The organism is Arthrobacter sp. THG-b23 (assembly GCF_059091265.1).
Map to the genome: position 1 here is coordinate 323976 of NZ_JBNHGM010000002.1, position 26855 is coordinate 350830.

23 protein-coding genes are annotated in these 26855 nt (G+C 62.3%); 6 read left to right on the plus strand and 17 right to left on the minus strand.

Features of this window, described 5'->3' with window-relative positions; all coding sequences use genetic code 11:
• Positions 1 to 222: 222 nt before the first annotated feature.
• From AC5RVD_RS05195 to AC5RVD_RS05210, 4 genes are all read right to left on the minus strand, one after another.
• The gene (locus tag AC5RVD_RS05195) at positions 223 to 1101 is read right to left on the minus strand and encodes a DUF6339 family protein (RefSeq protein WP_494126245.1); all 879 of its coding nucleotides are present in this window, start codon (positions 1099 to 1101) and stop codon (positions 223 to 225) included.
• Positions 1098 to 2099 (minus strand): hypothetical protein, encoded by a 1002-nt coding sequence (locus AC5RVD_RS05200; protein WP_494126246.1) that lies wholly within the window; start codon positions 2097 to 2099, stop codon positions 1098 to 1100. The genes AC5RVD_RS05195 and AC5RVD_RS05200 overlap by 4 nt, the downstream gene beginning before the upstream one ends.
• The gene (locus AC5RVD_RS05205) at positions 2096 to 4195 is read right to left on the minus strand and encodes a helix-turn-helix domain-containing protein (protein ID WP_494126247.1); all 2100 of its coding nucleotides are present in this window, start codon (positions 4193 to 4195) and stop codon (positions 2096 to 2098) included. The genes AC5RVD_RS05200 and AC5RVD_RS05205 overlap by 4 nt, the downstream gene beginning before the upstream one ends.
• A gap of 711 nt (positions 4196 to 4906) precedes the next feature.
• A complete protein-coding gene (locus AC5RVD_RS05210) occupies positions 4907 to 6421 on the minus strand; it encodes a helix-turn-helix domain-containing protein (RefSeq protein ID WP_494126248.1) in 1515 nt (504 codons plus the stop codon).
• Positions 6422 to 6549: 128 nt separating this feature from the next.
• Between AC5RVD_RS05210 and aceA the strand changes: the two genes are divergently transcribed.
• From aceA to AC5RVD_RS05230, 4 genes are all read left to right on the plus strand, one after another.
• The gene (aceA, locus tag AC5RVD_RS05215; protein ID WP_494126249.1) at positions 6550 to 7866 is read left to right on the plus strand and encodes an isocitrate lyase; all 1317 of its coding nucleotides are present in this window, start codon (positions 6550 to 6552) and stop codon (positions 7864 to 7866) included.
• Between the two features lie 174 nt (positions 7867 to 8040).
• The gene (gene aceB, locus AC5RVD_RS05220) at positions 8041 to 9681 is read left to right on the plus strand and encodes a malate synthase A (RefSeq protein WP_494126250.1); all 1641 of its coding nucleotides are present in this window, start codon (positions 8041 to 8043) and stop codon (positions 9679 to 9681) included.
• 605 nt (positions 9682 to 10286) lie between these two features.
• On the plus strand, positions 10287 to 11405 hold the full coding sequence (locus tag AC5RVD_RS05225) for an EcsC family protein (RefSeq protein WP_494126251.1): 1119 nt from the start codon (positions 10287 to 10289) through the stop codon (positions 11403 to 11405).
• A 156-nt stretch (positions 11406 to 11561) separates the two neighbouring features.
• Positions 11562 to 12284, plus strand: coding sequence for a DUF8548 family protein (locus AC5RVD_RS05230; protein WP_494126252.1), 723 nt, complete (start codon positions 11562 to 11564; stop codon positions 12282 to 12284).
• A 313-nt stretch (positions 12285 to 12597) separates the two neighbouring features.
• On the opposite strand, the gene AC5RVD_RS05235 is transcribed toward AC5RVD_RS05230, so the two are convergent.
• From AC5RVD_RS05235 to AC5RVD_RS05245, 3 genes are all read right to left on the minus strand, one after another.
• Complete coding sequence (locus AC5RVD_RS05235) at positions 12598 to 12939, minus strand: YciI family protein (RefSeq protein ID WP_494126253.1); 342 nt, start codon at positions 12937 to 12939, stop codon at positions 12598 to 12600.
• A gap of 447 nt (positions 12940 to 13386) precedes the next feature.
• The gene (locus tag AC5RVD_RS05240) at positions 13387 to 15180 is read right to left on the minus strand and encodes a DUF262 domain-containing protein (RefSeq protein WP_494126254.1); all 1794 of its coding nucleotides are present in this window, start codon (positions 15178 to 15180) and stop codon (positions 13387 to 13389) included.
• Positions 15181 to 15772: 592 nt separating this feature from the next.
• A complete protein-coding gene (locus AC5RVD_RS05245) occupies positions 15773 to 16090 on the minus strand; it encodes a hypothetical protein (protein ID WP_494126255.1) in 318 nt (105 codons plus the stop codon).
• A 142-nt stretch (positions 16091 to 16232) separates the two neighbouring features.
• On the opposite strand from AC5RVD_RS05245, the gene AC5RVD_RS05250 reads away from it, so the two are divergent.
• Entirely contained in the window at positions 16233 to 16745 is a 513-nt protein-coding gene (locus tag AC5RVD_RS05250) for a hypothetical protein (protein WP_494126256.1), read from the plus strand.
• A gap of 47 nt (positions 16746 to 16792) precedes the next feature.
• Positions 16793 to 17122 carry a hypothetical protein gene (locus tag AC5RVD_RS05255; protein WP_494126257.1) on the plus strand — a complete coding sequence of 110 codons (330 nt, stop codon included), beginning with the start codon at positions 16793 to 16795 and terminating at the stop codon, positions 17120 to 17122.
• A gap of 67 nt (positions 17123 to 17189) precedes the next feature.
• Here the strand turns inward: AC5RVD_RS05255 and AC5RVD_RS05260 are convergent, their stop codons facing one another.
• The 10 genes from AC5RVD_RS05260 to AC5RVD_RS05305 form a co-directional block, all read right to left on the minus strand.
• Entirely contained in the window at positions 17190 to 18212 is a 1023-nt protein-coding gene (locus AC5RVD_RS05260; protein ID WP_494126258.1) for a 1-aminocyclopropane-1-carboxylate deaminase, read from the minus strand.
• A gap of 26 nt (positions 18213 to 18238) precedes the next feature.
• The gene (locus AC5RVD_RS05265) at positions 18239 to 18679 is read right to left on the minus strand and encodes a VOC family protein (RefSeq protein WP_494126259.1); all 441 of its coding nucleotides are present in this window, start codon (positions 18677 to 18679) and stop codon (positions 18239 to 18241) included.
• Positions 18680 to 19012: 333 nt separating this feature from the next.
• A complete protein-coding gene (locus AC5RVD_RS05270) occupies positions 19013 to 20362 on the minus strand; it encodes an LLM class flavin-dependent oxidoreductase (protein ID WP_494126260.1) in 1350 nt (449 codons plus the stop codon).
• A gap of 188 nt (positions 20363 to 20550) precedes the next feature.
• Positions 20551 to 21081: a MarR family winged helix-turn-helix transcriptional regulator gene (locus AC5RVD_RS05275; protein ID WP_494126261.1), complete on the minus strand. Its 531-nt coding sequence runs from the start codon at positions 21079 to 21081 to the stop codon at positions 20551 to 20553.
• A 116-nt stretch (positions 21082 to 21197) separates the two neighbouring features.
• Positions 21198 to 22190, minus strand: a complete 993-nt coding sequence (locus AC5RVD_RS05280) for an aldo/keto reductase (RefSeq protein ID WP_494126262.1) — start codon at positions 22188 to 22190, stop codon at positions 21198 to 21200.
• A gap of 31 nt (positions 22191 to 22221) precedes the next feature.
• On the minus strand, positions 22222 to 23193 hold the full coding sequence (locus tag AC5RVD_RS05285) for an aldehyde dehydrogenase family protein (RefSeq protein ID WP_494126263.1): 972 nt from the start codon (positions 23191 to 23193) through the stop codon (positions 22222 to 22224).
• A 103-nt stretch (positions 23194 to 23296) separates the two neighbouring features.
• Positions 23297 to 24124 (minus strand): ABC transporter ATP-binding protein, encoded by an 828-nt coding sequence (locus tag AC5RVD_RS05290; RefSeq protein WP_494126264.1) that lies wholly within the window; start codon positions 24122 to 24124, stop codon positions 23297 to 23299.
• Positions 24121 to 24945 carry an ABC transporter permease gene (locus tag AC5RVD_RS05295; protein WP_494126265.1) on the minus strand — a complete coding sequence of 275 codons (825 nt, stop codon included), beginning with the start codon at positions 24943 to 24945 and terminating at the stop codon, positions 24121 to 24123. The genes AC5RVD_RS05290 and AC5RVD_RS05295 overlap by 4 nt, the downstream gene beginning before the upstream one ends.
• A 3-nt stretch (positions 24946 to 24948) precedes the next feature.
• A complete protein-coding gene (locus AC5RVD_RS05300) occupies positions 24949 to 25794 on the minus strand; it encodes an ABC transporter permease (RefSeq protein WP_494126266.1) in 846 nt (281 codons plus the stop codon).
• 28 nt (positions 25795 to 25822) lie between these two features.
• A complete protein-coding gene (locus AC5RVD_RS05305; protein WP_494126267.1) occupies positions 25823 to 26827 on the minus strand; it encodes an ABC transporter substrate-binding protein in 1005 nt (334 codons plus the stop codon).
• Between the last annotated feature and the right edge of the window lie 28 nt (positions 26828 to 26855).

Here is a 26855-nt window from a genome sequence, read left to right on the forward strand (position 1 = left end):
AATACCCCGGCGGAGGGCTCCGAACAGGTGGGAGTTAGCATGGGCGCATTGCCGGGCCCCCAGGCTGGCGAGGTCAGGGGGCCGGCTGCGGCACTGCGAACACTGCCCGTGAAGTCCCGGTCGCGGCCGGGAGCTTCTCTCTCCCAGAGTGGCTCACATGACGCCGTGTGCTCCCGATCGTCGGTCTCAACGGTAAGCGGTCAGGAGAGTTGTAGTGCGAAGTTACACAGCGAGCTCTCCGCCTCGGATCGGTGCCTCTGAAAGGAGTTGGATCAGCAGCGTCTTCATCTTTTCTATGGATTCCGGCGGTGTTTCTCCGTCGTCCGGGCCCTCCGGCAGTTGGTCGAAGTAGATCAGGGGATCGTAGTCTGCCCTTACGTTCTCCCACTGGGCACGAGCGCTGACGTCGAGCGGGACGTCAGGGCCAATTAGGTCGAGCAGCAGCGTCGAGGCCGCAGCATTAGTGGCTTTCGCCAAGGCGTTGGCGCGTCGTCCATCAAGGAGCGACATGCCGTCCTCGCTCGACGGAAGAGCGCCAAGCGCTGCGAGCGCTGTGGGGCGGTGATTCGAAATGCTCATGCGAAACAGGTTGTTCACGATGTCCTGGTTGGAAAGGGCAAGCGCGGCCGTGCTGTAGCTCTTACCATCGCGGAAAACCTCTGCCATCCACCAGAGCCGTGCCAAGGCGTTTTTGCTATCGGGACCCACGAAACGCTCGGCCTTGGCAGCCTTATCGGGGTCCTCCTCGCCTGCGGGTGGGCCGAAGCGCCAGCGGACGTAGTCAGCGGACCAAATACCGAGGAACCGCCACACATCCCTGTTACCCGCCTCCCTGCGTGAAAGCCGAAGAGCCGCGTGGAGGCGGGGCCCGAGCCAAGAGTCGGAAGCAGCGGCATCCACTTGGGAAAAACGGCTCATTGTCTCGTCAAGTAGTACCTGAACAGGTTCGAGCTGGTGCTCGCGCAAGCCCTTCACCTCAATCAAGTGGTCAGTGGCATCGAGATCGGTGGTACCAAGCCGAAAGGCCGGCGTGAGCCGGATCGTGGCGCCGACGCCACCGAGAAACTTTCTCCCGTCCAGCGGTATTGCGAGTCCAGTCACAATGACATCTCCTTGTTCTCAGCATCTTTCACGAGCAATGTGATGCCTCGGCGCAGGAGCGACGCAGTGCCTACCTGCATAGCTGCAGCTGGAAGCAGACGCTCCAGCAGTTCGCTGGAGCCCTCCCCCGAACCTCGGGCTTGAACTGCTTCAACCAGAGCGTCGTCCGGTCCGAGGTGTGGGTAGATGCGCGGGAAAAGCGTCTTCAGCACCACGACCCGCCACTCCTGTGTGGGCCACTCTGGCATACCTGTCTCCGGGTCGATCTCCACAGCGTCCAAGGAAGCGACGAACATCGCCTGCCACGCATCCCCAGCAATGTTCGCTCGGGTACTGTCATGCATGGCTTGCTCAGCTCGTGGACGACGCTTGCGGTCACCAAGCAAGGCCTCTAAGCCTTCGAAACCGCTGTTGAGATAAAGCACAGGCGCTTCGGGGTCGAGGCGCAGGTGGTGCGGATCATCCTTGAAGGGCTTGAGACCCAGCTCGCCGTCGTTGACGAAGTCCACCCACTGAACCGCGATGCTGCCGTGCACGGGCGACGGCGGCAGGTCATCGAAGGACAACGCCCACGTTTCACTGGATCCAATGACGCGATGGGGCACATCCTCCACAGTGGCAGCCACGACAGCCTGCATGGTCGCGCGTCCATACCATTCGTTCCGAGAAAGGACGACGGTGCCGTGCCAGCGGGCCGGGGAGTATGGATCTTCGGTAACCGGGACCATACGACGAGTATTGCTGTGCGAGCAGAGCATCTGGACAACAGCCTGAGGGTCCTCCCATGTAGGGTTCCCGGACAACTCGCCGGCGGGCGCGGTTACAGTGACGTCGATCACCGCTTCCTCCCAGTGGTCGGCGTCAAGGTCTCGGAAGGCGATCTCAGGCATGTCGGGGTTGACGTAATTAGCTGAAAGAGGTTTTCCGTCGATGACCACTCTACTTACAGATATGCGGATGTCTCCGACCAGGGTGTCGTACGGGTAGATAGCGATCACGAGTTGCTCCCCTTGTAGACTCGGACGTCGACGAGCGCGGTGGCGCGGGTAGCGCCTACGGGGTGAGTATCTGCCTTAGTGGTGCCGCTAAAACGAACCTCCCGAGCGCGCGGATCAGCTGTAATGACATCGCCCGAGACAGAGCACTTGCTCTCAGGGACGAGCTCCTCCCAGACCACCGGAATTGGGGCGCCAGATTCCGTGCCGAAGCGCAAGACAGGGCTGAATCTCCAAGGAGAAGCGCGGTCCGGCAAGCTAACACGGACGTTCACGGACCAGCGACCAGCGGCGTCCGGCTTGCCCACGGCACTCTTGACTCTGGGACGTTTCGCCGTGTCAACGGTTGGGGGGCTGATGCGCAACAGCTCTTTGAGTGAGTCTGGCCCATCGGAGAGGTCGCGGGTAGGGCGACCGACGACCTCTCGGATCGCCTTGCGAACTTCGGTCTTAAAGTCGCCAAGGGCCTTACCATATCCGCGAGCGTAAGAGCTTGAGACATCCGGGGTGACCTCCCAGTTGTCGTGTTCAGGGGGCTCGGCGGCGCGAAGGAAACGGTCGGCCGCCTTGTCCGCGGGGTCGTCACCAGCGGCGAGGCCGGCTAGGACGACGGCGTGAAAGGTCCGGCTACCCATCGGGAGTCCGGCGACAGGCTCCTCGCGGATGATCATGTGGCTTCCACGCATGTATGCGACCCGATTGGTGTCTGTTTCGTCATCCCCGGCCTCAGTAACAAGGAGGATGGCCTCGTGTTGCTGCGGGCCGTGAGCGCCGTCGCTAAGTCGGCGAGGGATATTCAACGCGACCCGACGACGAACAACGTCCCCAGGGTTCTCCAGTGTCTCAACCGTCAGGTCGTCTCGGTGCACCTGCAGCATTCGAGCCTTCGCCGGAGAGTAGGAGTGCGGGTCCACGAGGTCAGACTTGAGCGTGACGCCGTTGCGCTCAGAACGCACGAATGCGGTCATCATTCCCGGGTCGCCCCCGTCGCGATCGACCATCGCCGGCCAGAAACTCTTTGCTAGTGCCCTGACAAGCTGGTCGTGCATGTCCTCGACAGCCTCGATCTTGTCGTCGGGATCAAATGCGCCGACGATGAGGAAGGACGTGCCCGACTCATCGCCGTCCCGCGCCAAATACGTATCTGCAGCGAGGGCATCGTTGCCCCAGTAGGATTTTGTGACCTTCCCGCGTTTGGCGTCCCTCTGACCGAACCACGCGGGACCCGCAAACGGTTCGGGGCTGGCGCTGTCAGCGACGGGCAGGCGGTGCCATGGAAGATCAAGCCGTCCGATGAACCGACCTTCGCGGTTGCCATCTTGCGCCACCGACAGGGTGCTATTGATCAGCACCAGCCCGAACTGCGAGCAGGCCCACATGACAGACTTCCCCAAACCATAGGAGCCGCCAGCGTTGTCGCCCTTGTACGAGTCCAGAATATTGCGGACGACCGCCATGTAGTTGCCGTCTTCATACTCCGGACCGACCAGGCCCTTGGCTCCGTAGTCCTCGACGCGCAGCAGGATCAATCTGCGGTTATCCCGTAACGATGCCAACCCTCGCTGAATCACCTTGGCGACCTTCTGGCGGCTGTCGGCCGCCGCCTCCAAGTGCGGCAACAGGTCATCGAACTGGATCGTCTCCAGGAAGGACTCGAGGCGCGTTCCAGACAGCTCGATTATGGTGTAACGAGCCTCGACTGTGGGCTGTCCAGCCTTGGCCTCGTCGAGGATGTTCTGGCTTGTTTCGCGGGCCAAGGTAGAGAGACCGCCATGAAAAGCGAATCCCGCCGCATTCCCGAGCTCCCGCCCCTCGTCCTGAGGCGCCGGGCGATAGTACCACTGGCAATCGCGCCGGTAGGCGTCGCGCTGCTTTGGGTCTACAGGCCTGCTGACCGCGTCCAGCTCGCCGAAAGTCAGCCACGATGCCTGGACCCCGAGGTACTTCGCGATCTTAAAAAGGTTCGCGGCGCTCGGCTTCTTCGTTCCAGCACGCCACTGCGACACCGTTGCCGCGGAGACGCCGACGGCCTCTGCCAGTGCAACCTGGGTCTTGCCCTGTTTGTTCAACTCTCGATCAAGCCGCTCGTGCAACTTCATGCATCCTCCTAGGATCTTTACTAAAGGCTAAACGATTCAACGAGCACACACAAACAATCGTCAGAATATTTACCGAAAGCTAACTTTGCCCGCAGCCCAGCCGGTCGGCCAATAACAATGATGCAGCGGTCACCTTGGCTCACGATGGCTCCTGAATGGTGTGGGGCGGTCCATACAATGCGGCTCGACTATCCGCTGTACCAGCAGGCTACGGCCACTTCCAGGCGGATCCAGGTTTGATCTATCTATTTTGCGCTGGTACGGGCGATTGGGCTTTATCTGGATCCCCCGGCTGCGGAACCGCTGCTCAGGTACCCGACCCCAGGTGCCCGCGCTACGAAGACGATCGGTCTGCTCCGGATGGCCGTGCTACTGCGGAAGTTTGCTTCATGGTCCGGCAAGCGCAGAGCGGTCGAACGGCTTAGGGTCTTAAGTGAGCGGACAATAAGTGGCCCGGCGCTACGGGCATCAACTTGTTACCGCTGACCGCGCAACTAAAGCAACTGCGCACTTCCCCGCGCCCCAAGTCACAGCCACCGTCAGAGTCAGGAGACCGCCCACCTACTTCACCTCGCCCAAATCCCGATCATTGGCCATCTACGAGCTCAGGGATGTTGTCTGGGCAGCGCTTAGGCAACGCGAGAGCAATGAATGCGCTACGTCCATCATCCGCATTCAGGCCGGGGCAGGAGAGGCGAGCACTCCAGCCACCTAACGCCCCGCTCGTGCCTGCAGAAACGAATACACTTCCGTCTCGTCGACTCCAGGAAAGGCACCGGGCGGCAGGGCCGCGAGGAGGTGGGAGTTAGCGCGGGCGCTGGGCCAGGCGTGGCCGGCCCATTGGGCTGCGAGGTCGGCGGGTGGGCGGCGGCAGCAGGTTTCATCGGGGCAGTTGGAGACGGAGCGTTCGGTGGTGTCGCGGCCGCGGAACCACTTCACCTCTTTGTAGGGGATGCCGATGCTCAGCGAGTACTCCCCCGACGAGTGGCGCTCAGTGATGGCTGTGCACCAGAAGGTTCCGGCTTTGGTGTCCGTGTACTGGTTGAAGGCGCGGAACTTGTCCGGAACGTCGAACACTGCCCGTGAGGTCCAGTTGCGGCAGACGGGCTGGCCTTCGATGGCGCCGGTGTGGTCGGCCGGGAAGTTCACGCCGTCGTTTTCGTAGGCCTTGTGGATGATGCCGGAGACGTGCACCTTCTGGAAGTGGCAGGTGATGCCCAGGTGGTGGGTGGCCAGGTTGGTGAAGCGGTGCGCAGCGGTCTCATAGGAGACGCTGAAGGCATCCCGCAGATCCTCGATGGCCAGTTCCTTGGCGGTCTTGGCCTTTTGCAGGAAGTCCACCGTGGCGTGCTCCGGCATCAGCAGGGCGGCGGCGAAGTAGTTCGTGTAGACGCGCTGGCGGAGGAAGTCCGCGTAGTCGGTGGGCGCCTGGTGCCCCAGGACGTAGTGGCCGACGGCCTGCAGCAGCACCGACCGGGGGTCGTGTTCGGACCGGTGGCCCTGGGTCAGGTAAATTCTGTTGTTCTTCAAATCCGTCACGGACCGGGTGGAATGCGGCAGGTCGCTGACGTACTGCAGGCTGAAACCGAGGTGTTCGGCGATGTCTGCGGCCACGTGGTGGGACAGCGGACCGCCCTTGAAACCTACCGCTTTCAGCAGTTCCTGGGCCTGGGCCTCGAGGTCCTCGTAGTGGTTGTTCCGGGCGCGCATTTCCTTGCGCAGCTCGGTGTTGGCCCGGCGGGCTTCCTCGGGCGTGGCGGCCTGTTCGTCCAGCCTGCGCTCCAGCTCGTGCTGAAGCCCCACTAGTGACTCGAGCACGTCCATGGGAAGCCGCGAGCTGACGCGGACTTTGGGCAGCCCCAGCGACTCGTACAGCGGGCCGCGCTGGTAGCGTTCTAGCTCGATCTCCAGCGCGGCCCGGCGGCTGGGCGGCTCGGCCCCGAGCAGCTGGTCGATGCCCACGCCCAGTGCCTTGCCGAGGGCCTGCAGCATGCCGAGCTTGGGCTCGCGCTTGCCGTTCTCGATCAGCGAGAGCTGCGACGGCGCGGAGCCGACGGCGGCACCGAGATCGTCCAGGGTCATGCCCTGGGCCTTCCGCAGGTGCCGCACCCGCCGGCCCAGGCTGATGACGTCGATTTCGGACTCGGAGGAGGCACCGCCGTCGTGCTTGGCGGGACGATTCCAGCTGGTGGATGTCATTTCTTGAGAATACGAGAAGAACTGCAAATCTTTCCAGCACCAACTCTGGTTTGGGTGTTGCAGAGTGCGGAATAGTCGGTTTCACGAAGGATTTGGCCCGGACCGATCACCGAGGATCGGAACCTGCCGGACCCGACACCGAACAGGAGACAGCAATGACTGCATCATTTGAGCCGGCCCCGTTGAACGCTGAGGAAGCGGCCAAGGAACTGGAGCTCGAGTGGGCCGCGGATTCCCGCTGGGAGGGCATCACTCGCGACTACACCGCAGCGGATGTCGTCCGCCTCCGCGGCCGGGTCCAGGAAGAGCACACGCTGGCCAAGCGCGGCGCGCAGAAGCTGTGGAAGCAGCTGACCGAGGAGGCCGCCGAGGGCCGCTATACCAACGCGCTCGGCGCGCTGACCGGCAACCAGGCGGTGCAGCAGGTCAAGGCCGGGCTGCGCGCCATCTACCTCTCCGGCTGGCAGGTGGCCGCCGACGCCAACCTCTCCGGCCACACCTACCCGGACCAGTCGCTGTACCCGGCGAACTCGGTGCCGCAGGTGGTCCGCCGGATCAACAACGCGCTGATGCGGGCCGACCAGATCGAGTTCTCCGAGGGCATCCAGACCGTTGAGGACTGGCTGGTGCCGATCGTGGCCGACGCCGAGGCCGGCTTCGGCGGGCCGCTGAACGCCTACGAGCTGATGAAGTCCATGATTGCCGCCGGCGCCTCGGGCGTGCACTGGGAGGACCAGCTGGCCTCGGAGAAGAAGTGCGGCCACCTGGGCGGCAAGGTGCTGATCCCCACCGGCCAGCACATCCGCACCCTGAACGCGGCCCGCCTGGCCGCCGACGTCGCCGGCACCCCTTCCGTGATCATCGCCCGGACCGACGCCGAGGCCGCCACGCTGCTCACCTCCGACGTGGACGAGCGCGACGCCGAGTTCATCACCGGCGAGCGCACCCCCGAGGGCTTCTACAAGGTCCGCAACGGGATTGAGCCGTGCATCGCCCGGGCCAAGGCCTACGCCCCGTACTCGGACCTGATCTGGATGGAGACCGGCACCCCGGACCTGGAGCTGGCCCGCAAGTTCGCCGAGGCGGTCAAGGCCGAGTTCCCGGACCAGATGCTCTCCTACAACTGCTCGCCGTCCTTCAACTGGAAGAAGCACCTGGACGACGCGACGATCGCCAAGTTCCAGCGCGAGCTCGGGGCGATGGGCTTCACCTTCCAGTTCATCACCCTGGCCGGCTTCCACGCCCTGAACTACTCGATGTTCGACCTGGCCCACGGCTACGCCCGCAACGGCATGAGCGCCTACGTGGACCTGCAGGAGCGCGAATTCGGCGCCGAAGACCGCGGCTACACCGCAACCAAGCACCAGCGCGAAGTGGGCACCGGCTACTTCGACACCATCTCCACTGCCCTCAACCCCAACGGCAGCACCCTGGCACTGGTCGGCTCCACCGAAGAGGGCCAGTTCCACTAACCACGGGATGGGCGGGCCCTTTCGTGTCGACTTCGTCGCCACGTAGGGACCCTGCCGCCCCTCCCTTATCACGACGGCGGTGCTCGCCTCCTAGGGCACCTCACCACAAGCGCCACTTTGGGCGCTCAAGTGAGCACCGCCGTCGTACTTGGAATCTTGAGGAGTGAATGAGCGATGAATGATCCGATTACCTTGAACGGGATTACGTTGACCGCCGCGCCGGTGCGCCGGCAGGAGGAAGTGCTGACGCCGCAGGCACTGGAGTTCGTGGCCCGGCTGCACCAGGCCACCGCGGCCCGGCGGCGGGAGCTGCTGGTCCAGCGGGAGAACCGGCGCCGGTCGATCGGCCGCGGCCACGACCCGAAGTTCCTGCCCGGCACCCGGCACATCCGCGAGAATGACAGCTGGCGGGTCGCTCCCCCGGCGCCCGGGCTGGAGGACCGCCGGGTGGAGATCACCGGGCCGGTGGAGAAGAAGATGACCATCAACGCGCTGAACTCCGGGGCGAAGGTGTGGCTGGCGGACATGGAGGACTCCTCCACGCCCAGCTGGTCCAACGTGGTCAACGGGCAGCTGAACCTGACCGACGTGCTGGAGCGGCGGATCGACTTCGTCTCCGACACCGGCAAGGAATACAAGCTGACCGGGCAGACGCTGACCGACCTGCCCACCATCGTGGTCCGGCCGCGCGGCTGGCACCTGCCGGAGAAGCACATGCTGATCGGCGGCGAACCGGTGGCCGGCGGCATTGTGGACTTCGGGCTGTACTTCTTCCACAACGCCCAGCGGCTGATCGCTCAGGGCCGCGGGCCGTACTTCTACCTGCCCAAGATCGAGTCGCATCTGGAAGCCCGGCTGTGGAACGACGTGTTCATCCTGGCGCAGGACCTGCTGGGCATCCCGCAGGGCACCATCCGCGCCACCGTGCTGATCGAGACCATCACGGCCGCGTTCGAGATGGAGGAGATCCTGTACGAGTTGCGCGACCACGCCTCCGGGCTGAACGCCGGCCGCTGGGACTACATCTTCTCGGTGATCAAGAACTTCCGGGCCCGCGGGCCGCGGTTCGTGCTGCCGGATAGGACGCAGGTGACCATGACGGCGCCGTTCATGCGCTCCTACACCGAGCAGCTGGTCCGCGCCTGCCACCGCCGCGGCGCCATGGCGATCGGCGGGATGGCCGCGTTCATCCCCAGCCGCCGCGACCCGGAGGCCAACGCCATCGCCATGGAGAAGGTGCACGCGGACAAGACCCGCGAGGCCTCCGACGGGTTCGACGGCTCCTGGGTGGCGCACCCGGACCTGGTGCCGGTCTGCCGCGAGGTGTTCGACGGCGTGCTGGGTGACCGGCCGAACCAGCTGGACCGCCAGCGCGAGGACGTCATCCCCGACGACGCCGCCCTGCTGAACGTCGCCGGCACCGAGGGCTCCATCACCGAGACCGGCATCCGCACAAACCTGGAAGTCGGCATCCAGTACATCGAGTCCTGGCTGCGCGGCAACGGCGCTGTGGCCATCCACAACCTGATGGAGGACGCCGCGACGGCGGAGATCTCCCGCTCGCAGATCTGGCAGTGGATCCACGCCCATGCCGTGACCGACGACGGCGAGATCATCACCCGGGAATGGGTCCGCGAACTGCTGGAGGAAGAGTTCGCCGGCCTGCCGCGGTTCGACGGCGACCGGTTCGACGACGCCCGCGAGATCTTCGAAGAGGTCGCGCTCGGCGAAGAGTTCCCGGCCTTCCTGACGATCCCCGCGTACCAGAACTACCTGCTGGAGAAGTCGCCTCTGAAGGTGGTTGCTGCAGCCTAGGTCTCCTCGCTCCTCCGCTCCCGGGCCACTGGCAATGGTGGCCCGGATCGGAGGGCGGGTGTGGGGGACGGGGGATGCTGCCCGCGCGATGTTCTGGTTATGCGTCGCGATTGATCACAGCGTCTCGGGCCATCACATCCTCACCCGAGGCATCGCCCTCGGCTGAACCCTTTATAACTGTCCGGCGGCTGACCGGGGTCCTATAGCCAGCCTCTGGTCAACTGCCGGGTTCACGTGCAGGTGCCATCACCGCACTCCCGGTCTCCGTTCATTGAACGGGGACCGACCAACTCCGCGGGACCGGCCGGTCCACGCCGTTCGCCACAGGCAGCCCGAAATCCGGGCGGACCCGGCCGGTCCTGCGGAAACGTCCAAGCCCACCGACTGATGCTCTAAGTACCTCATTTGCCACGGTCCGATTATTTAGATTCGTAAGTGCGCCAAAGGCATGCCGCGATGATGCAGGATTTCGTTAGACGCACGGTGCTCGCATTTTAGGCTGCGGCGGGGGGTCACCAACTAACTGGGACAAAGTGGAATAGCGCAATCACCAACACTCACCTAATCATCCTTTATATGTCAGTCTTGGCCCATAGACTCACTGTATGAATGAACTCTCGGCCTATGAGCTAGATGCATGGCGTAACATCCAACGGTTCGAGGGCCGGCCACTCTCACGAATGGTGAGGAATGCCGGTGAGCAAGTTGCTACCGGTGCTGCGGGGATCGGCAAGCGCGCAACGCAGTATCTGGAGAGGCGGCCAGGAGCCCAAGCGGCGGTATCTCGGGGTCAGAAGTTCGCTGCCAAGGGCGCCCAAGCAGTGGGCGCCGGAGCCCGTATGGCAGCGGATGCCCTCCCAGACTGGAGTGAAGTTGCTTTTGGGTCGATGCGGCGGTCCGTGGGACGTGTATCTCGGGTGGGGCTCTCACCCAAGCGAGTGGTTGCGAGCCACCAGAAGCGCGGCCACGACGTTGCGAGACTGCTCGACCTGCGCAACCTCGACCTTGAGCAAATCGACGCTGTCCGGGGACGAGGAGCGACCTGGTATTACCCTGCTATCGCGGCAGCTTCTGGAGCGGGCGCCGGCCTGATCATCTCCGGAGGAGAACTTGCCGTTCCAGTCACTGGTGGCGTTGCGGCGGCACCTTCGGCAGCGGCGATCGCCGGCGCTTTCGTCGGTGACGCTGCCTTTGTGCTTGGTCTGGCGTCCCGCTCCGTCGGCCACATCTCGTTGCTCTACGGCTACGATCCCGAAGAGCCAGCCGAGAAGCTTTTCGTGATGTCCGTTGTCAACGCCGGGACTGCGATGTCCGCGAGTGCGAAGGCCGCCGCGATGGCCGACATTTCGAAGCTCGTTCAGAATCTCGTCCGCGGGAGTACCTGGGCGGTCTTGGATCATTCGATCGTCGCCCAGGTATCCAAAAAGTTTGCGGAGAAATTTGCCGTTCGCCTTACCAAGCAGGGGCTCGGAAAGGTCGTACCCGCAGCCGGGATCGTCCTTGGCGGTGCCTTCAACTGGACGACTCTGGAGTCGATCGTTGACGTCGCAAACATTGAGTACCGGAAGCGTTTCCTCCTTGAGAAGTACCCGCACCTCGGTGACGAGGAAGCGGAAATGTCGTCTTCTGATGTTGCTCAGGAGAACCCAGACGATGGCGATGCAGACGAGGCGATCACCGTGCTCGGTGAACTGGCCGAGGCCGGTGGACCCGACGTCCACTGACTCTTATAGGTGTTTCCCAAACGTCATCACGGCCGCGGAGCGCCCCAACCCGGAAACGTGCGTCAGATTCTGTGCAAACGATCTCCTTCCTCCCAAAACGCTGTCACGATGCAATACTTCGATATAAGAGAAGAACGTCCAGACCGGAGGCCTATAATGCCACAAATCAATACCTCTGCACTTGTGGAAAAGGCGCGACGAGAACTGGACTTATCGCCGAGAACTTCACGATGGGGCCATTTGTCTCTTTGTTTGCTCGCTGCGACGTTCTCCATTGGCGCACGCTACAACGCCGCTGTTGTGCCAACGGTCAAACGCTACGCCGAATACGCCGGCTTGCAGGACGCCTTGATCTACCCCGAAAACTACAACAGCATCAGTCCCCGCAACGGGGAACAAACGCTGAGTCAGTTTTTGAAATCGGTAGCCGAAATTGATGATGAAGTCTTTGCGGCCGACGTTCTCAAGAACCGACAGCTGACCTCAACACGAGGCGGCATTCTCAAAGCGGCCGCCGTCCGACAGTTGGCCGAGACTCTCGTCGCTTTCGATGTCGAGGTGTTGGCGGACGTCCCTCAGCTGCTCGTCGAGACAGACAGGCTGAAGGACATTGAAACCGCCATGCGGCGGGTCAAAGGCAGCGGTCTTAGCGGCATCCGGACTGGCTACATATGGATGACGGCAGGAGACGACAATACTGTAAAACCGGATCGTCACATCCTTCGATGGATTTCTTCCGCTTTGGGCCGTAAGCCCTCCATCGACGAGGCACGTCGCTTGCTGGCCACGGCTGCAGATGAACTAGGCACCTCACCCTGGGTACTGGATCACGCAATTTGGCGCCAGATGGCCCGTCGATCGACACTCCCTTCTACCTAAAGAGCTCCGCTTGGCCAGAAGCAGACGATGCCCGGTGGTTGCACTGTGGCATCGTCAGGCATGCTTCGTACTAGTCGCTTGAGAGTGCGCATACCGGATCTCGAGATGATCAGATCGGCCCTCATTTTCCGCAGGGCCGCCAGGTCCACGGTACTTTCGCCACAAGCAGCCCGACGGTCGGGCGGACCGGCGGCCCCTGCGGAAGCACAGTGAATGAAAACGCCGGGTGCGGCTCTACGTACAGAGCCGCACCCGGCGTTCTTCGTTGTGATATCGATCTTGAGCCCAGGGACGAGGATCACCCAGCCGGGACCTAGCTGGCGGGGTCATATTGGAAAGCCCGCACCTCCTGCGCGCAACGGCAAGCGACCGCGATCTTCGCGGCCCACTCCAAGGCCGCATCATACGTAGGCAGCTCCAGCACCGAGTAGCCGCCTTCAAGCTGCGCCGTCTGCGGGTAGGTGCCCTCACTCACGGTCCCATCGCCGTCGACCAGGACGGGAGGGATGCTCTCATCGATGCCGCCGCCGAACACCCAGACGCCGGCGTCCTTCGCCTCCTGAACGACCGCGTGCGCTGCGTCCGAAACGGCCGGCAGGTCTTCTTCCGGGAAGACCATGGCGGCACTCGGAAACGAGATCAGATACTTTGTCATGGCGTCGGCTCCTTCTTCGCAGCACGGGGACCACCTGCATCCTTGCCGATGCCGGCGCCCCGCACAAGGATCTCGGCCGTCCCGCAAATTCATGTGCGAAGAGTTCCCGGCATTCCTGACGATCCCCGCGTACCAGAACTACCTGCTGGAGAAGCTGTCGTCGGTCAGGGAATCGCCGCCGCCTGATCTGTCCGGCGGCGGGCCGAGGTCAATAGCCAGCCCCTCATTCCGCCGCCGGCACCAAAGACTTTCCGCAGGGACGTTTGGTTCACGCTACTTCGCCACAAGCACACGAGGGTCGGGCGGGCCCGCGGTCCTGCGGAAGCACTGCCAAACGGAACGCCGCGTGTGGCTCTCCGATGGTGCTGCACCTGCGTAACGGCAAACAAGATAGAGCGTGGCTGGCAGACCCCGCTCTATCTTCCTTGCAATCCAGCCGTTCAGAAGCTATGCGTCCTTAAGGTACTCACTGAAGAAAGGCCAGCGGTCAACCGCCCATGAAGCAATGGCCCTAGACCTCGCCTGAATGGTTTCAGCGTTCCATTCCTCGTGAGTCGTGTAGACCTGCTTGGTGGAAGAGAACACAGTCTCTGTCTGCAGCAGTTCACGGGCTTCGGCCCAACTCTTCGCGTTCTTGGCTGAGTTAGCCGGACCCGAGAGTGGAACAAGGTTCCCCCACGTATCGACCAGGCGCTCGAAGTCACTGTTACTCATGACTTCTGCCCAGTCGCCCTTACGCGATTGCGGCATGAGGTGGTCGACGGTGATTTCCGGCAAGGACTTCATGACATCCACGACGGAGACTTCCCGCTCATATTCAGCCATTGCGTACGGCAGTATTTTGCGGGAATACATGGGCCACTCCATGATGGCTTCTTGAATCTGTTCATCGCTCGGGTACACAATAGTCTTCGACACGATTGCCTTGCGCACCGCTGACGGATCGGCCCCGGCCGAATCCCACATTCCCTTGAAGATCGCGTGCAAGCCCGTAGGCTCGATGCCGCGCAATGCCCGTCTCACCAGGAACGATTCGATAATTCTCAAGCATTCCTCGACCTGGGGTGCCTCCACCTTGCCAAGGGAATGAGCCGTGAGCAACTGCATAACGTACGGATACACAGAACTTGGCCGGTTCATGTCGTTTAGCTTCAGAACATACTTGACGACGTCTTCATCCAGCTGATCCGTTTTCCCACGCGCTATGGCGTTGTAGGAAACAACGTGACTCTTGAGGCCCTCCATTATCTTCTTCAGCTGCTGCTCTGGAGCCAAGCCGGTGTCTTTGAACTGAGCGTTCCACTGTTTCGACAGCATCGCAAAGACTTTCGCCTTCGTTATCTTGCTGTCCACGGTCAACGCATACGGGTAGAAGTAGGAATCTAATCCTGTTGTCGAGTCACCAAATGCCTTTTCAAAAGGCAACCATTCCTGAGAATGCAACTGCAGCGCCTGCTTGGGATCGTCGCTTAGTCTTTTAAGAACTTCATTGCGCACAAGATCGACTATGCCGAGTCGAACGCCTTCCTTGTTCAAGCGATCGAAGACTTCATTCGGGTCATGCTCTTCACCAAGAAGAATTTCAACGAACTCAAGCCGGTCGAGCACCGTATCCATAAGACGCAGGATGCTCTGACGGACAGAAGCCTCTTTGTCCGCCGCATCCGGGTCTGCCTGCGTCCGGTTGATGACCTTCTTCCGCAGCAACCCGTAGGACTTAGTCATAGTGCCCTGTGCTGGGCCAACTTCCTTGGATTCATTGATGTCCAGCGCGAACAAGTCGCCGAAAGCCTGCCGAAGAATCTCGTTGAACTGACGTGTATCGATAAGCGTAGGCGCCAACTTCGGCTGGTTCTTAGTGTTCGCTTTACGGCTGACGATGTACTGCTCGAACAGATCCTTGGCTAGCTCTAGCCCTTCTTCTCCCTGTTCAGCTGCTCGTTCCGCGAGAGCGATAACAGACAGGACTAGTGTGGTCATTCGCTGTTGCCCATCGATCACTAGATACTTACCAGCGCTCGTCGATGAGGAATTCTCCTGGTCAGCGAACACCAGTGCGCCGAGAAACCGGCGTTCTGCCGTGCCGTCTAGGACTGAATCTATGTCCTCCCAAAGCTGATCAATCTCTTTCGCCGTCCAGACGTACTTTCTTTGGAACAGCGGGCACAGAAGTTGGACATCATCTTTGAGGCGCTCCTGCAGCGTTACTGGGTCTGCAGCAAGACTACGTTCTTTTGCCAAGGTCACCTTCCAGGTTGCACAACCACTCAGCAACGACGGTTACCGCTGCTCACAAACTAGATGCCACTTTAGTGGCAATGAGCATGCACTGAGGTGAGGCTGGCGCACGAATAATTTCGTACTGTGTCTCAGTCGCCATCGGGAAGCTCGAAGCCTGCTGCAACACCACACGATAATCAGCATCGGGAAGAAATGAACACCGCGTTTAGCTCAGCGAGTCCTTCGAAGCTTTCGCCCTAGCGGGGACGGAATACTTGACTGAGGCGAATGGGCAGCGGCGCTTACGCCGCTCGCAGACCTCTTTGTGTTCATCCCTTCGAAAGCATCCCCGAACCTGAGCGTATCGTCCTCTTGTCGAGTTGCGCACGAATCTGAAGTTTGGCATTTTAGACAGCCTGATGAATCGCGATGAGAAGCAAAAGAGCCGGCGGGAGGTGGGCTTCTATCGCTCGACAGACACGCTTCACGGTGTCCATCCGCGACTTACCACGGCACGAACGAAAGAATCCGCAGGGTTTCAGTACGCGAGTTGAAGATGGCACCTACACGAGAACACAAACCTCTCGCGAGGGCAATGCAGACTCGGAGTGCCCTAAACGCCGTCCTCGTGAGCCGCTCCGCCTTCGCCTTCCCAGGTTTCCAGGCGCTGGATCTTGGTGGCGTTGAACTTGCGGCGCACACCGTAGCCGCCGTGGTCGTCGTCAGCTATGAAGTCGACGCCGAACCTTTCCAGGGCAAGACGCAGCTGCTCATTCTGCTCGGGAGTCAACGCTTGGTTGCCCTTTTCGAAGTCTCGAACCTGCTTCTTGTCCAGGTTCGCTGCCTTGGCGATCACCTTGGACGAGACCTGCGTCAAAGCGCGGGCCGCGCGGGCCAAGTCGGAAGGGATAAACGTCACTGGAATGGTCATACCCTGATCATCCCAGTCTTCGGGCAAAGGTCCAGTCGTCCAGTCCGGTTGCCGTCGCGCAGGCGCAGCATCTTGGTAGTAGCGCGGCGTGGGACTTGCGGTCAGACGGGATTTCACCGGAGGCATGCCCTAGGTTGGAGCCATGATCGTGCAGCAGGTTCCGGAACCGGTCGAGGTGGTTGTGCGGGCCGATGACCCTATCGTGTGGGACGTCCTCGCTTCTCTCGGTCCGCTGGCCATCCTCTTGGCTGCCCTCATCGCCGCTTACATAGGCTGGCGCAGCATGCGGGCTCAGGCCGAGGCCGATCGTCGTTCCCAGTGGTGGGCGAGAGCGGAGTGGGCGCTGGATGCTTCGATGTCCTCCAGCCTGGATCGGAAAGTCATCGGGCTCGGCGTGTTGGCGCTCCTCGCCGAAAGTAGCCTGGCCGGCCAAGAAGAGGCCAGAATCCTTCAGGTCGCTTCAACAGACGTCTTGGCGCAAAAGGTCTCGGCTCTTGAGGATGTGGAGGTCGAGCCGCGCTCCCGTGCAGCTACTGAGAATTCCCAGCAGGAGCACATTAAAGTGCAAGCGGCCAAGCTGCGTGTAGTCACGGACAAGAAGCAAGGGCACCAGACACCCGAGTGGATCGTAAAGCTGGCTCAAACTGTGACCTAGTCCGCGGCCATGGCACAATGACGGCAGACTAAGCCCGAAGGAAATGCATGACAACCCACGATCAAACGACTTCAGAAACTCAGCAGAAGCCGAAAAGCTACCTGGAGTGGAAATTCTCCAGCGGCGGCAAAGTCTTTCGCGATGTGCTCGGCATTGCCTTCATCTTTCTGTTTATCACCCTTTTCAATGTGGCCGGCAACGGGTTTTGGACGAACCTTGGCGGTGCCGTCCTCATTGGCCTTGCCATCGATGCCGTTGAGTACCAGCACGAGGTACACCGGAGGCCCGCCGGCCGGAAAACCGTGGTGCTGTGGCAGGTGCTGGCTGCGCTTGCCGTGACCGTTCTGTACATCAGCCTGATCCAACTGGCCCGCTAGCGCTCCCCAGCTGGCCGAAAGACCCGCTGAACGGCGGCGCTCAGGCGAGCGCCGCCCTCGTTGTTTGTTAGCTCCGGAAGAGGCCGCTGTAGGCGTTGAGGGCCGGCTGGCCGCCGAGGTGGGCGTAGAGCACGGTGCTCTCGGCCGGGATCTGCTTGCTGCTGACCAGGTCGATCAGGGCGGCCATGGATTTTCCTTCGTAGACCGGGTCGGTGATCATGGCTTCGAGCGAGGCGCTCAGCCGCATGGCTTCCAGCGTGGAGTCGACCGGAATGCCGTAGAGGTCGCCGGCCCAGCCCTCCAGCACGGTGATCTCGTCGTCGTGCAGTTCGCGCTCGAGCCCGATCAGCTGCGCTGTGTTGCGGGCGATGCGGACGACCTGTTCGCGGGTCTTGGACAGGGTGGCGGAGGCGTCGATGCCGATCACACGGCGCGGCCGGCCGCCGGCGTCCTGCAGGGCGGCGAACCCGGCGATCATGCCGGCGTGGGTGGAGCCGGTGACGGTGCAGACCACGATGGTGTCGAAGAAGACGCCGAGTTCCTTCTCCTGCTCCTGTACCTCGTAGGCCCAGTTGGCGAATCCCAGCCCGCCGAGCCTGTGCTCGGAGGCTCCGGCCGGGATGGCGTAGGGCTTGCCGCCGGCCGCCTCGACCTCGGCGATGGCGTTCTGCCAAGAGTCGCGGATGCCGATGTCGAAGCCGGCCGGGTCGAGCCGCACGTCAGCTCCCATGAGCCGGGAGAGCAGGATGTTGCCGACGCGGTCGGTGAGCGGATCCGGCCAGTCCACCCAGTTCTCCTGCACCAGCAGGGCCTTCAGGCCGAGTGTCGCGGCCACTGCTGCCACCTGCCGGGTGTGGTTGGACTGGAAGCCGCCGATGGACACGATGGTGTCCGCGCCCTCGGCGAGGATGTCCGGGACGATGTACTCAAGCTTGCGGGTCTTATTGCCGCCGTAGGCCAGGCCGGAATTCACGTCCTCCCGCTTGGCCCAGAGCTGCGCGCCGCCCAAATGTTTGCTGAGCCGGGGCAGGCGGTGGACCGGGCTGGGGCCGAAGGTGAGCGGGTAACGGTCGAAATCCGTGATGGCCATGTAGTCCCCGTTCTGCCGGCTGCCGCTTACCGTGCTACGTCGGCGTTTTCGGGACCGGTGATGTTGACCATCCAGCTCACGCCGAACTTGTCCGTGAGCTGTCCGTAGTAGTCACCCCACGGCGCCTTCTCCAGCGGCATGTCGACGGTCGCGCCGTCGCTCAGGCGCTCCCAATAGGTCCGCAACTTGGTCTCGTCGGCCGGGTCCTCTCCGCTGGAGCTAAGACAGATGGAGCCGTTTCCGGTCGCGGGCATCTCGGGCGGCGCGTCCGCGGCCATCAGCAGGAAGCCGCGGTCCACGAACACCGACGAGTGCATGATGTTCGCGCCGGTCTCGGGGTTCTCGTCGCCCATTCCCTCCGCGTAGGTCATCTTTTGCACCTCACCGCCGAACACGGAGTGATAGAACTCGATCGCCTCCGCGGCGTTGCCGCTGAACTGCAGGTAGGGGTTAAGGTCCAGTGCCATGGGTCTGCCTTCCGTAGTGGATGCGGCGCGTTCCGTGCCGCGTTCATTCTTGCGCCTTGGACCGCGCGCGGGAAGGGGTGGCGAGCCACGGCTGCACCTGACCGTGAAGTGGAACGTCCAACCTCGGGTTGTCCTACCGCTCTCCGAACTATTTGCCGCGAAGTAAGGGTCGGACCCGGACTTCCCTCGGCCGTGAGCACCGCCGTCGTCATCAGAGAATGGTCCTTGGCGGCATGCACACTCGGCACGCACCTGAGGGAATGCCCGCGCCCTCGCCTGGCCGGGCATCCGTCAGGTGAAGCACGAGGATCTTGCCGGTGGCTCAATTGACTGCTATTGAACCTGCCCCGCAAGGGCCGAGGACTCGTCCCATGCACCTGGACGTTCGATGCCCAGATGCTCCCGCAGCGTTGTCCCCTCGTATTCCTCGCGGAAGTAGCCGCGGTCCTGAAGTTCAGGGATGAGCAGCTCGCAGATATCGTCGAGACCGCCCGGAATGTACGGCGAGTTAAGGGAGAACCCGTCGCAGGCGCCCGATTCAAACCATTCGACCATGCGGTCTGCCGCTTGAGAGGCAGAACCGACAATCCACCCGTGGCCGTGGCCCCGCGCGTTCTCCACGATCAGATCCCTGAGTGTGTAGCCCTGTTCAACGCTCAGCCGCATGAAGATTTCAGTGCGGGCACGGCTGGTGCGGGCCGATTCCAGGTTGAAGCGTTCGGCTGGGATGCTCTCGTCCAGATCGATGTCATCGAGCTTGGTGTCCAGCCGCTGCTCCATCGTGCGGCGGCCGTTCTCCATGTTGACCAGGCTCCCCAGTTCGGCGGCGAGCTCCTGCCCTTCCTTTTCCGTTCGGCCAATGATGGGCACGATGCCGGGCAGGATCTTGACGTGATCAGGGTTCCGTCCGTTGCTCTTCACAACCGACTTGAACTCGGTGTAGAACTGCTCGGCTTTCGATCGGTCCGGCTGGGCGGTGTAGATTGCGTCCCCCACCGCCGCGCCAAGCCGCATGCCGTCCACCGATGATCCCGCCTGGACGAGTACAGGCCTACCCTGCGGTGACCGCCGCATGTTGATAGGCCCTGCGACGGAGTAGTACTTCCCTTGGTGGTCGATGGCCCGGATACGTTCCGGATCCCCCCAGGAACCGCGTTCACGGTCGACGACAACAGCGTCGTCAGCCCAAGAGTCCCAAAGCTCTGTGACGACGTCGACGAATTCTGTTGCCATCTCGTAACGCTCCGACGGTGACGGCATTTCTTCCATGCCGTAGTTCTCGTTGCCCAACGACGACGTGACGATATTCCATCCTGCACGCCCTCCGGAGAGCGAATCCAGGCCGGAGAATTGACGGGCCACGTTGTATGGAGCGCTGAAGGTAGTGGAAGCCGTGCCGATCAATCCGATCCGCTTGGTCACCGCCGCAAGTGCGGACAGCGTAGTCAGCGGTTCGTAGTGGCCGGCCACCGTCGGGTCCATGCCGGGTACGGCACCGGCCGTCACGGTGTCACCAAAGAAGATACCGTCGAGTTTCGCTGCCTCGGCTTTCTTGGCCATATCGACAACGAGGTCAAGGTAACCCAGTTCTTCGGCACGGCTATCTTGCCTGCGCCAGCTGTCGTAGTGGTAACCGCCGGTAATCATGAAGACGGTCAGCGCGAGGTGTCTCTTCGAAGCCATAATCAGTTACTTTCTCTGCTTAGTGATGGTCTTGCTGCCAACTGCTTGGTCGCGGGGTTGCGTAATCTGCTTGTCACTTGCCCACGAAGATCACTTCGTCGGCGGCCGGGAGGCGTCACGGTCTGCGTTGAGGATCTTGCCCTGCTCAAGGAACACCTCGGTGAATTTGCGGAATGCCTCGTGGCCGGCTACATCTCTGTGGAGATCAGGCGTGCATCATCGGCCTGATCTTCCTCTTCGCCCATGATCAGCTCAGCTCGGTCGAGCAGCCGGTCCAGGAGCTCGCCAAAAAGGGCTTGCTCGGCCGGTGACAGCGCGGAAAACAACCGCACAGCCTGCTGTTCCGAACTTGGATACAGCTCGGCGAACAGCCTTTCGCCTTCGTCCGTCAGAGACAACATTTTCCGGCGATGGTTTTGCGCGTCCGGCACAGCCGTCACCCGCCCGGCGTCTTTCAGAGTACTGATCGCGCGGCTGACGTTCATGGGGTGGACGCCAGTGAACCGGCTCACGTCCTGCGCAGCCGTACCGGGACGCGCATGCAGGACCACAATTACGCGCCACTCGTTGAGGGTCAGCGAAAAATTTTGGGCGTAAGTCTGGAAGAACGGTCGGGCCAACTGGCCTCCGAGCCGGGTTAGCTTCATGACGTTTTGAAATACCGGCGGCATTGTTTCGGCCAGGGCCTTTTCGATGCTCGCCTCACTGTCGCCTGACATTGGATCTTCACCTTCCGGTGCCGCATGGAACTTTCGTGATCAAAGATTGCCGCATCCTACCAAGAACGGGGGCAGCGCCCGCACGGCCGCTGCCCCCCAATGGAGGCGGGCGTGGGCTATTTCTTGATCATGTCGGGCAGCTTCGACTCGTGCTCGGCCCAGGAGTCGTACAGCTCGGCGATCTGCTGCAGCTGATCGACTTCGTAGCTGCCCATTTCTGCGACCCGAACGTTCTGCTGCACCTGTTCCGGAGTCTGCATTCCCACCAAGACGGTGGAGAGGTCGCGGTTGGACAAGGCGAAGCGAAGCGCCGCATCGGCCTTGGATGTCACGGGACCCTCAACGAGAAAATCAAACGCCCGGGCCTGGTCCAAGCGGCGCAGGAAGTCGTCACGGTGCCAGTGCCGCCGGGTGTCGTTCTCCGCAAACACTGTGTCCTCGTCGTAGGCTCCGGTCAGCAGCCCCATGGCCAGCGGGCCGCGCGAAATCACGCCCACTCCCCGGTCCTTCATGAAGGGGAAGGCCACGCGCGCCGGGTTCTGGCTGAGCAGGTGGTAGGCGATCATCACTGAGCCACACTCCGGATGCTTGGCGGCCTCGATGGCGTCTGGAGTTCCGAAATCGCCGGGCCCTACGGTGACGCCCACGGAACGGATCTTGCCTTCCTCCACGAGCCGGCCCATCTCGGCCCACCACTCTTCGGACGCCAGTACTTCCGGCGGACAGTTGTGCGCCTGGTACAGGTCGATGTAGTCGGTGTTGAGCCGGCGCAAACTGCCTTCGATGGCGTCACGGACGAACTGGCCAGAATAGATCCGTGGCTGGCGTCCGCATTCTTCGCCGTATTCCTGCCACTGGTAGCCAAACTTGGTGGCGATGTAGACCTTGTCCCGCTGCCCCTTGACGGCTTCTCCCACCATTTCCTCGGCGTGGCCGAAGCCGTACATATCGGCTGTGTCGAAGAAATTGATGCCGGCGTCCAGCGCGGCGTGGAGGGTGCGAACGGAATCCTTGTCGTCCTGGTCGCCCCAATCACCGCCAAACTGCATGGTGCCCATCATCAAGGACGAGACTTTCCAGCCCGTCCGTCCGAATTCACGGTATTCCATGGTGCGCTGCCTTTCCGTCGTGCGAGAGAAGCTAGAACTTGAACGTGATGTTTTTGGTGTTCGTGAAGGAATAAAGCTCGTCGAGATGCCCCTCGCGGCCAAGGCCGCTGTTCTTGATACCGCCATAGGGGGTGCCCGGCAACAGCCGCGAGACGGTGTTGACCCAGACGTAGCCTGCCTCGACATCGCGGGCAAAGCGCTGCGCTGTTCCGTAGTCGTTGGTGAAGACGCTGGCCGTCAACCCGTATTCGATGCCGTTGGCGATACGGACCGCGTCGTTATAGTCCTTGAACTTGATGGCTACCAGGACCGGGCCGAAGATCTCTTCCTGGGCGATGCGCGCCCCGGGTTCGATCCCGTCGAACATGGTGGGACGGACGAAGAGACCGCGTTCGAGTGTTTCCACTGTCGCCCTGCCTCCGCCTGCGACAAGGCGTCCTTCCTGCTTGCCGAGCTCGATGTAGCTGAGCACCTTGTCGAACTGCGGACGGCTCGCGATGGCTCCGGTGTCGACGGTCTCGTCCAGAGGATCGCCGGGGCGCAGGGCGTCGATCTTCGCGGCCACCCGGGCTACGAACTCGTCGTGGATCGATTCGTGGACCATCAGGCGTGACGTCGAGGCGCACGACTCGCCCTGCCAGCCGAAATTCATCCCGGTGACTGCTGCGTCCGCAGCGACGTCGAGGTCGGCGTCGGGGAACACCACGAGCGGGTTCTTGCCGCCAAGCTCCAGCGAAACGTTCTTGACCCCGGCCCTGGCGGCGCGCTCCTGGATTGCCCGGCCCCCGGCGGCTCCGCCAATGAAGGCGATGCGGCGCACCTGCGGGTGGTCGATGATCGCGTTTCCGGCCTCGTTCGCGTAGCCGGTGATCACATTGACCACGCCCGGCGGGAAAATTTCGTTGAAGTCTTTGGCCAACTCCAGGGTGGACAGCGACGTGTGCTCCGAAGGTTTGAGCAGCACCGTGTTGCCCGTGACGATGGCCGGAACGATAAACCTCACCGGTGGAGGGGCTGATGGAATCGATGTACTGACCGCTCCGCGCGGTAACGAACTCGCCGCCAATGAGCGTGGGAATGGTTTCCATGGTGATCCTTCGATGTTGCTAGTGGGCTTCGGGCAGTGCCGTGACGGAGTCCTGCTGCTCGGGCCGCCGGATCAGCCGGTATAGCCGTGAGCGGAGGCCGGCGAACTCGTGGCGTTCTTTGGTGGTGATCTGGTCGCGGTTGTTTCCAAGATCTACCTCTACGATGTCGGCCACCCGGGCCGGACGCCCTGACAATGCCAACACGCGGTCGGAAAGGTAAACGGCTTCGTCGATGTCGTGCGTGACGAGTATGACCGTGATCCCCCGGTGTTTTTTGATCCGGAGCGTCAGGTCTTCGAGATCCGCGCGGGTCTGGGCGTCGACCGAGGCGAACGGCTCATCCATGATGACGAGTGCCGGCTCATAGGCCAGGGCGCGGGCGATCGCGACACGCTGCTGCATTCCGCCCGAAAGCTCCCAGGGATACAAGTCCGCGGCGGCGGCGAGGCCGACCTCTTCGAGCGCGGCCAAAGCTTTGGCCTCGCGTTCCTTCTTCCCGATTCCTGCGCTCTTCAGCGGCAGGGCGATGTTCTCCTTGGCGCTAAGCCACGGCATCAGCGAACGCGAATAATCCTGGAAGACGACCGCCAACTCCGCCGGCGGACCGGTGATTTCGACACCATTGAGTTTGATTTGCCCCGACGTCGGCCGGCGCAGGCCCGCGAGGCACTGCAGCAGCGTGGTCTTGCCTGCTCCCGAAGGACCAACAATGCAGACGAACTCGCCGGCGGCCGCCGCGAAGTTGATGTCCTGCAGGATGTGCGCTTCCCCATAGGAGAAGGAGAATCCGTCGATCTCTAGGATCGGCTGGTCGCTGCGGGCTGCGGTGTGCGGGGTGCTGGTCATGACTCTCCTTGAACGTGCTTCACCATGCGCTTGTGCCAGCGCAGGACGCGGCCCTCCAGCAGGCGGAAGACAACGTTGAGTAGGTATCCGAACAGGCCAAGGATGACCAGGCCGGTCCACATGTCGACGATCCGGAACGTCTGTTGCGCGTTGCGGATGAAGTAACCGATGCCGCCGGGAGTGCCGTACATCTCGACGGCCACCAGGACCGCTACAGCGATGGCCAAGGCGATGCGCGCCCCGGAGAAGATCTGGGGCATAGCCGCGGGAAGGTACACACTGCGGAACCTGTCCATCGGCGTGATCCGGAAGGAGGCCATGACGCTGCGCAAGGCAGGGTCGACGGACCTGACGCCTTCGATGGTGTTGAGCACGATCGGCCACATCGAGATGAAGACGATCATGACGAGTTTCATCGATTCTCCGGTGCCGAAGAACATCATCGCGATGGGAAGGAGCGCGACACCGGGGATGGCCCGAGCTGTTTCCGTCAGGGGCCGGACCGCTACTTCCGCCGGCCTCACCAAACCCAGCAGGACACCGAGAAGGATGCCCAGCACGACTGCAATTCCGAAGCCCAGGGAGAGCCGCGCCAGGCTCGGCAGCAGTTCGGTCATCAGGGCATCCGGGAACCAGACCTGTGACGTCTTCCGGAACACGTCTTCGGCCGGCGGGAAGTAGAACGAAGTGCTTTGCGCGCTGACCACCCAGACGACGGCGAGGGCGAGCATGGGAAGCCACGCCTGCCACAGGAACGCTTGCCATCTGGGACGGCGCCGGAAACGTCGAGGCGTGACGGTCGGCGGTGTTTGAAGAGCCACGCTTCACTGCTCCTTTCGGATGGAGGGGTGCCACCACAGCAGCTTGCACTGCAGGAGCATCAGGGTGGCGTTGATGGCGAGACCGATCATCGCCGCGGCGATCACATACGCAAACATGGTGACTTGCTGGTTGACCAGCAGGGAGTCTTGGATGGCCCGCCCAATGCCCGGAGCACCTCCGATCAATTCGGCACCGACTGTCACGAGCAACGAGGCCGTGACGGCCATCCGCACTCCCGGCCAAAAGAATGCCAAAAATTCCGGTGCCAATACGTAGCGGATCCTATCCGCCAGGGTGAGGCGGAAGGACCGCGCTACGCGTGACAAGACGGGATCGGAGTGCTCTGCGGAGTACATGGCCTGAATGAGCACTGGCCATACGGCCGTGAAAGTGGCCACCATGACGACCATGGCGCTTGTTGGCCCCAGCAGGAGCAGTGCCAGCGGGATGATGGCCAGGGACGGGATGGTCCGCAGGAAATCAATCAGGAACTTCCCGCTGTCCGCCGCCCTCCGGGACCGGCCAATCATCATCCCCACCGGAATTCCCACGATCAGGCTCAGCAGCAGCGCAACCGACCAGCTGAACAGCGTCGAGCCGATGGTCGTCCAGAACGACGCCGTGACGAGCAGCTCGGCGAAACGAACGAAGCTCTCCAGCGGTGCCGGCATGGCCGCCTTCTGCGCGATTCCCGTCAGTGAGAAAACGTGCCAGAGAACCAGTGCCGCAGTCACGGCCCCGACCTGCGAGGCCAGTTCCCGGCCCCAGGTCCTGCGGGCCGGCCGCGCCCGCGCAGGGGCGACAACCTGCCGCCCCGGTGCAGCCAGGGGCGTTGCTTGGTGGGTCATATCAGTTTCCTCCGAGTAGGCCGCGGGGTTACTTCACGGGGAAGAGCGCCTCGAGGTCCGGATTACTGTCCTGGGGCAGGATGCCGTTCTTCTTCAACCGCTCGATGACAGGCTCGGTCTTGGCCGCCTCAAACGGCACCTCGGAGAAACCGGGCAGGACGGTCTCCTTGATAATCGCTTCCGGGAGATCCATGAAGGACGCCAGAGTCTCCTCGACGGCGGCACGGTCGTTATTGGCCAGGGTGTTCGCCTCGATCATCGCCTCCTGGAATCGTTGGGCGCGTTCGGGGTCTTCCGCCAGGTACGATTCCTGGGCGACGAGCACGAACATGGGAGACCCGGGCATGGCGGCGTCTGCGGAACCGAGCATTTCCACCCCGCCTCCATGCATGGCCGCGGTGCCGCCGGGTTCGGCGATGGTGATGGCGTCGTACTGGCCCTGCTTGAGACCGGCGACCGCCTGCTGGGTTGGAACGGCGATCCACTCGATGCCGGAGGTGTCCACGCCCTTGGATTCGAGGTACGTCATGTTGTCCAGCTGAGCCTGGCCGTTGATGCTGTTGGTGCCGATCTTCTTGCCCTCGAGGTCCTTCAACTCGTCGATGCCGGAGTCCTCGGCGACCATGAGGTTTGCGAAGCCCTTGCCTTCCGGCTCCTTCTCCGAGTTAATGCCGTTCGGCGCGCCGACGGCGATCGGCATGCCCTCTTCCTTCGCGATGATGGTGTTGTGCAGGTCGGCGAAGATGTACTGCGCTTGACCGTTCATCAGCAACGGCATCATCTCAGCCATGGACGTGCCCGGCTGGAGCGTGACATCAAACCCGTGCTTCTCGAAGATACCTTCCTCGACACCCAGATACATGGGCGTGGCAAAGGACGACGGCGGAATGCTGATTGTGACGGCGATCGTTTCTCCTTCGGGCGCCGCGGCAGCACTTCCGGAGGATGAGGGTGCGCCTCCACCGCACCCAGCCAGCGCGAGGGCGGCAAGGGCGGCGGGAACGGCGATGAAACGGGACTTTTTGCGATGCATGGTGGACCTTCCTGGAAAACCCGCTTCG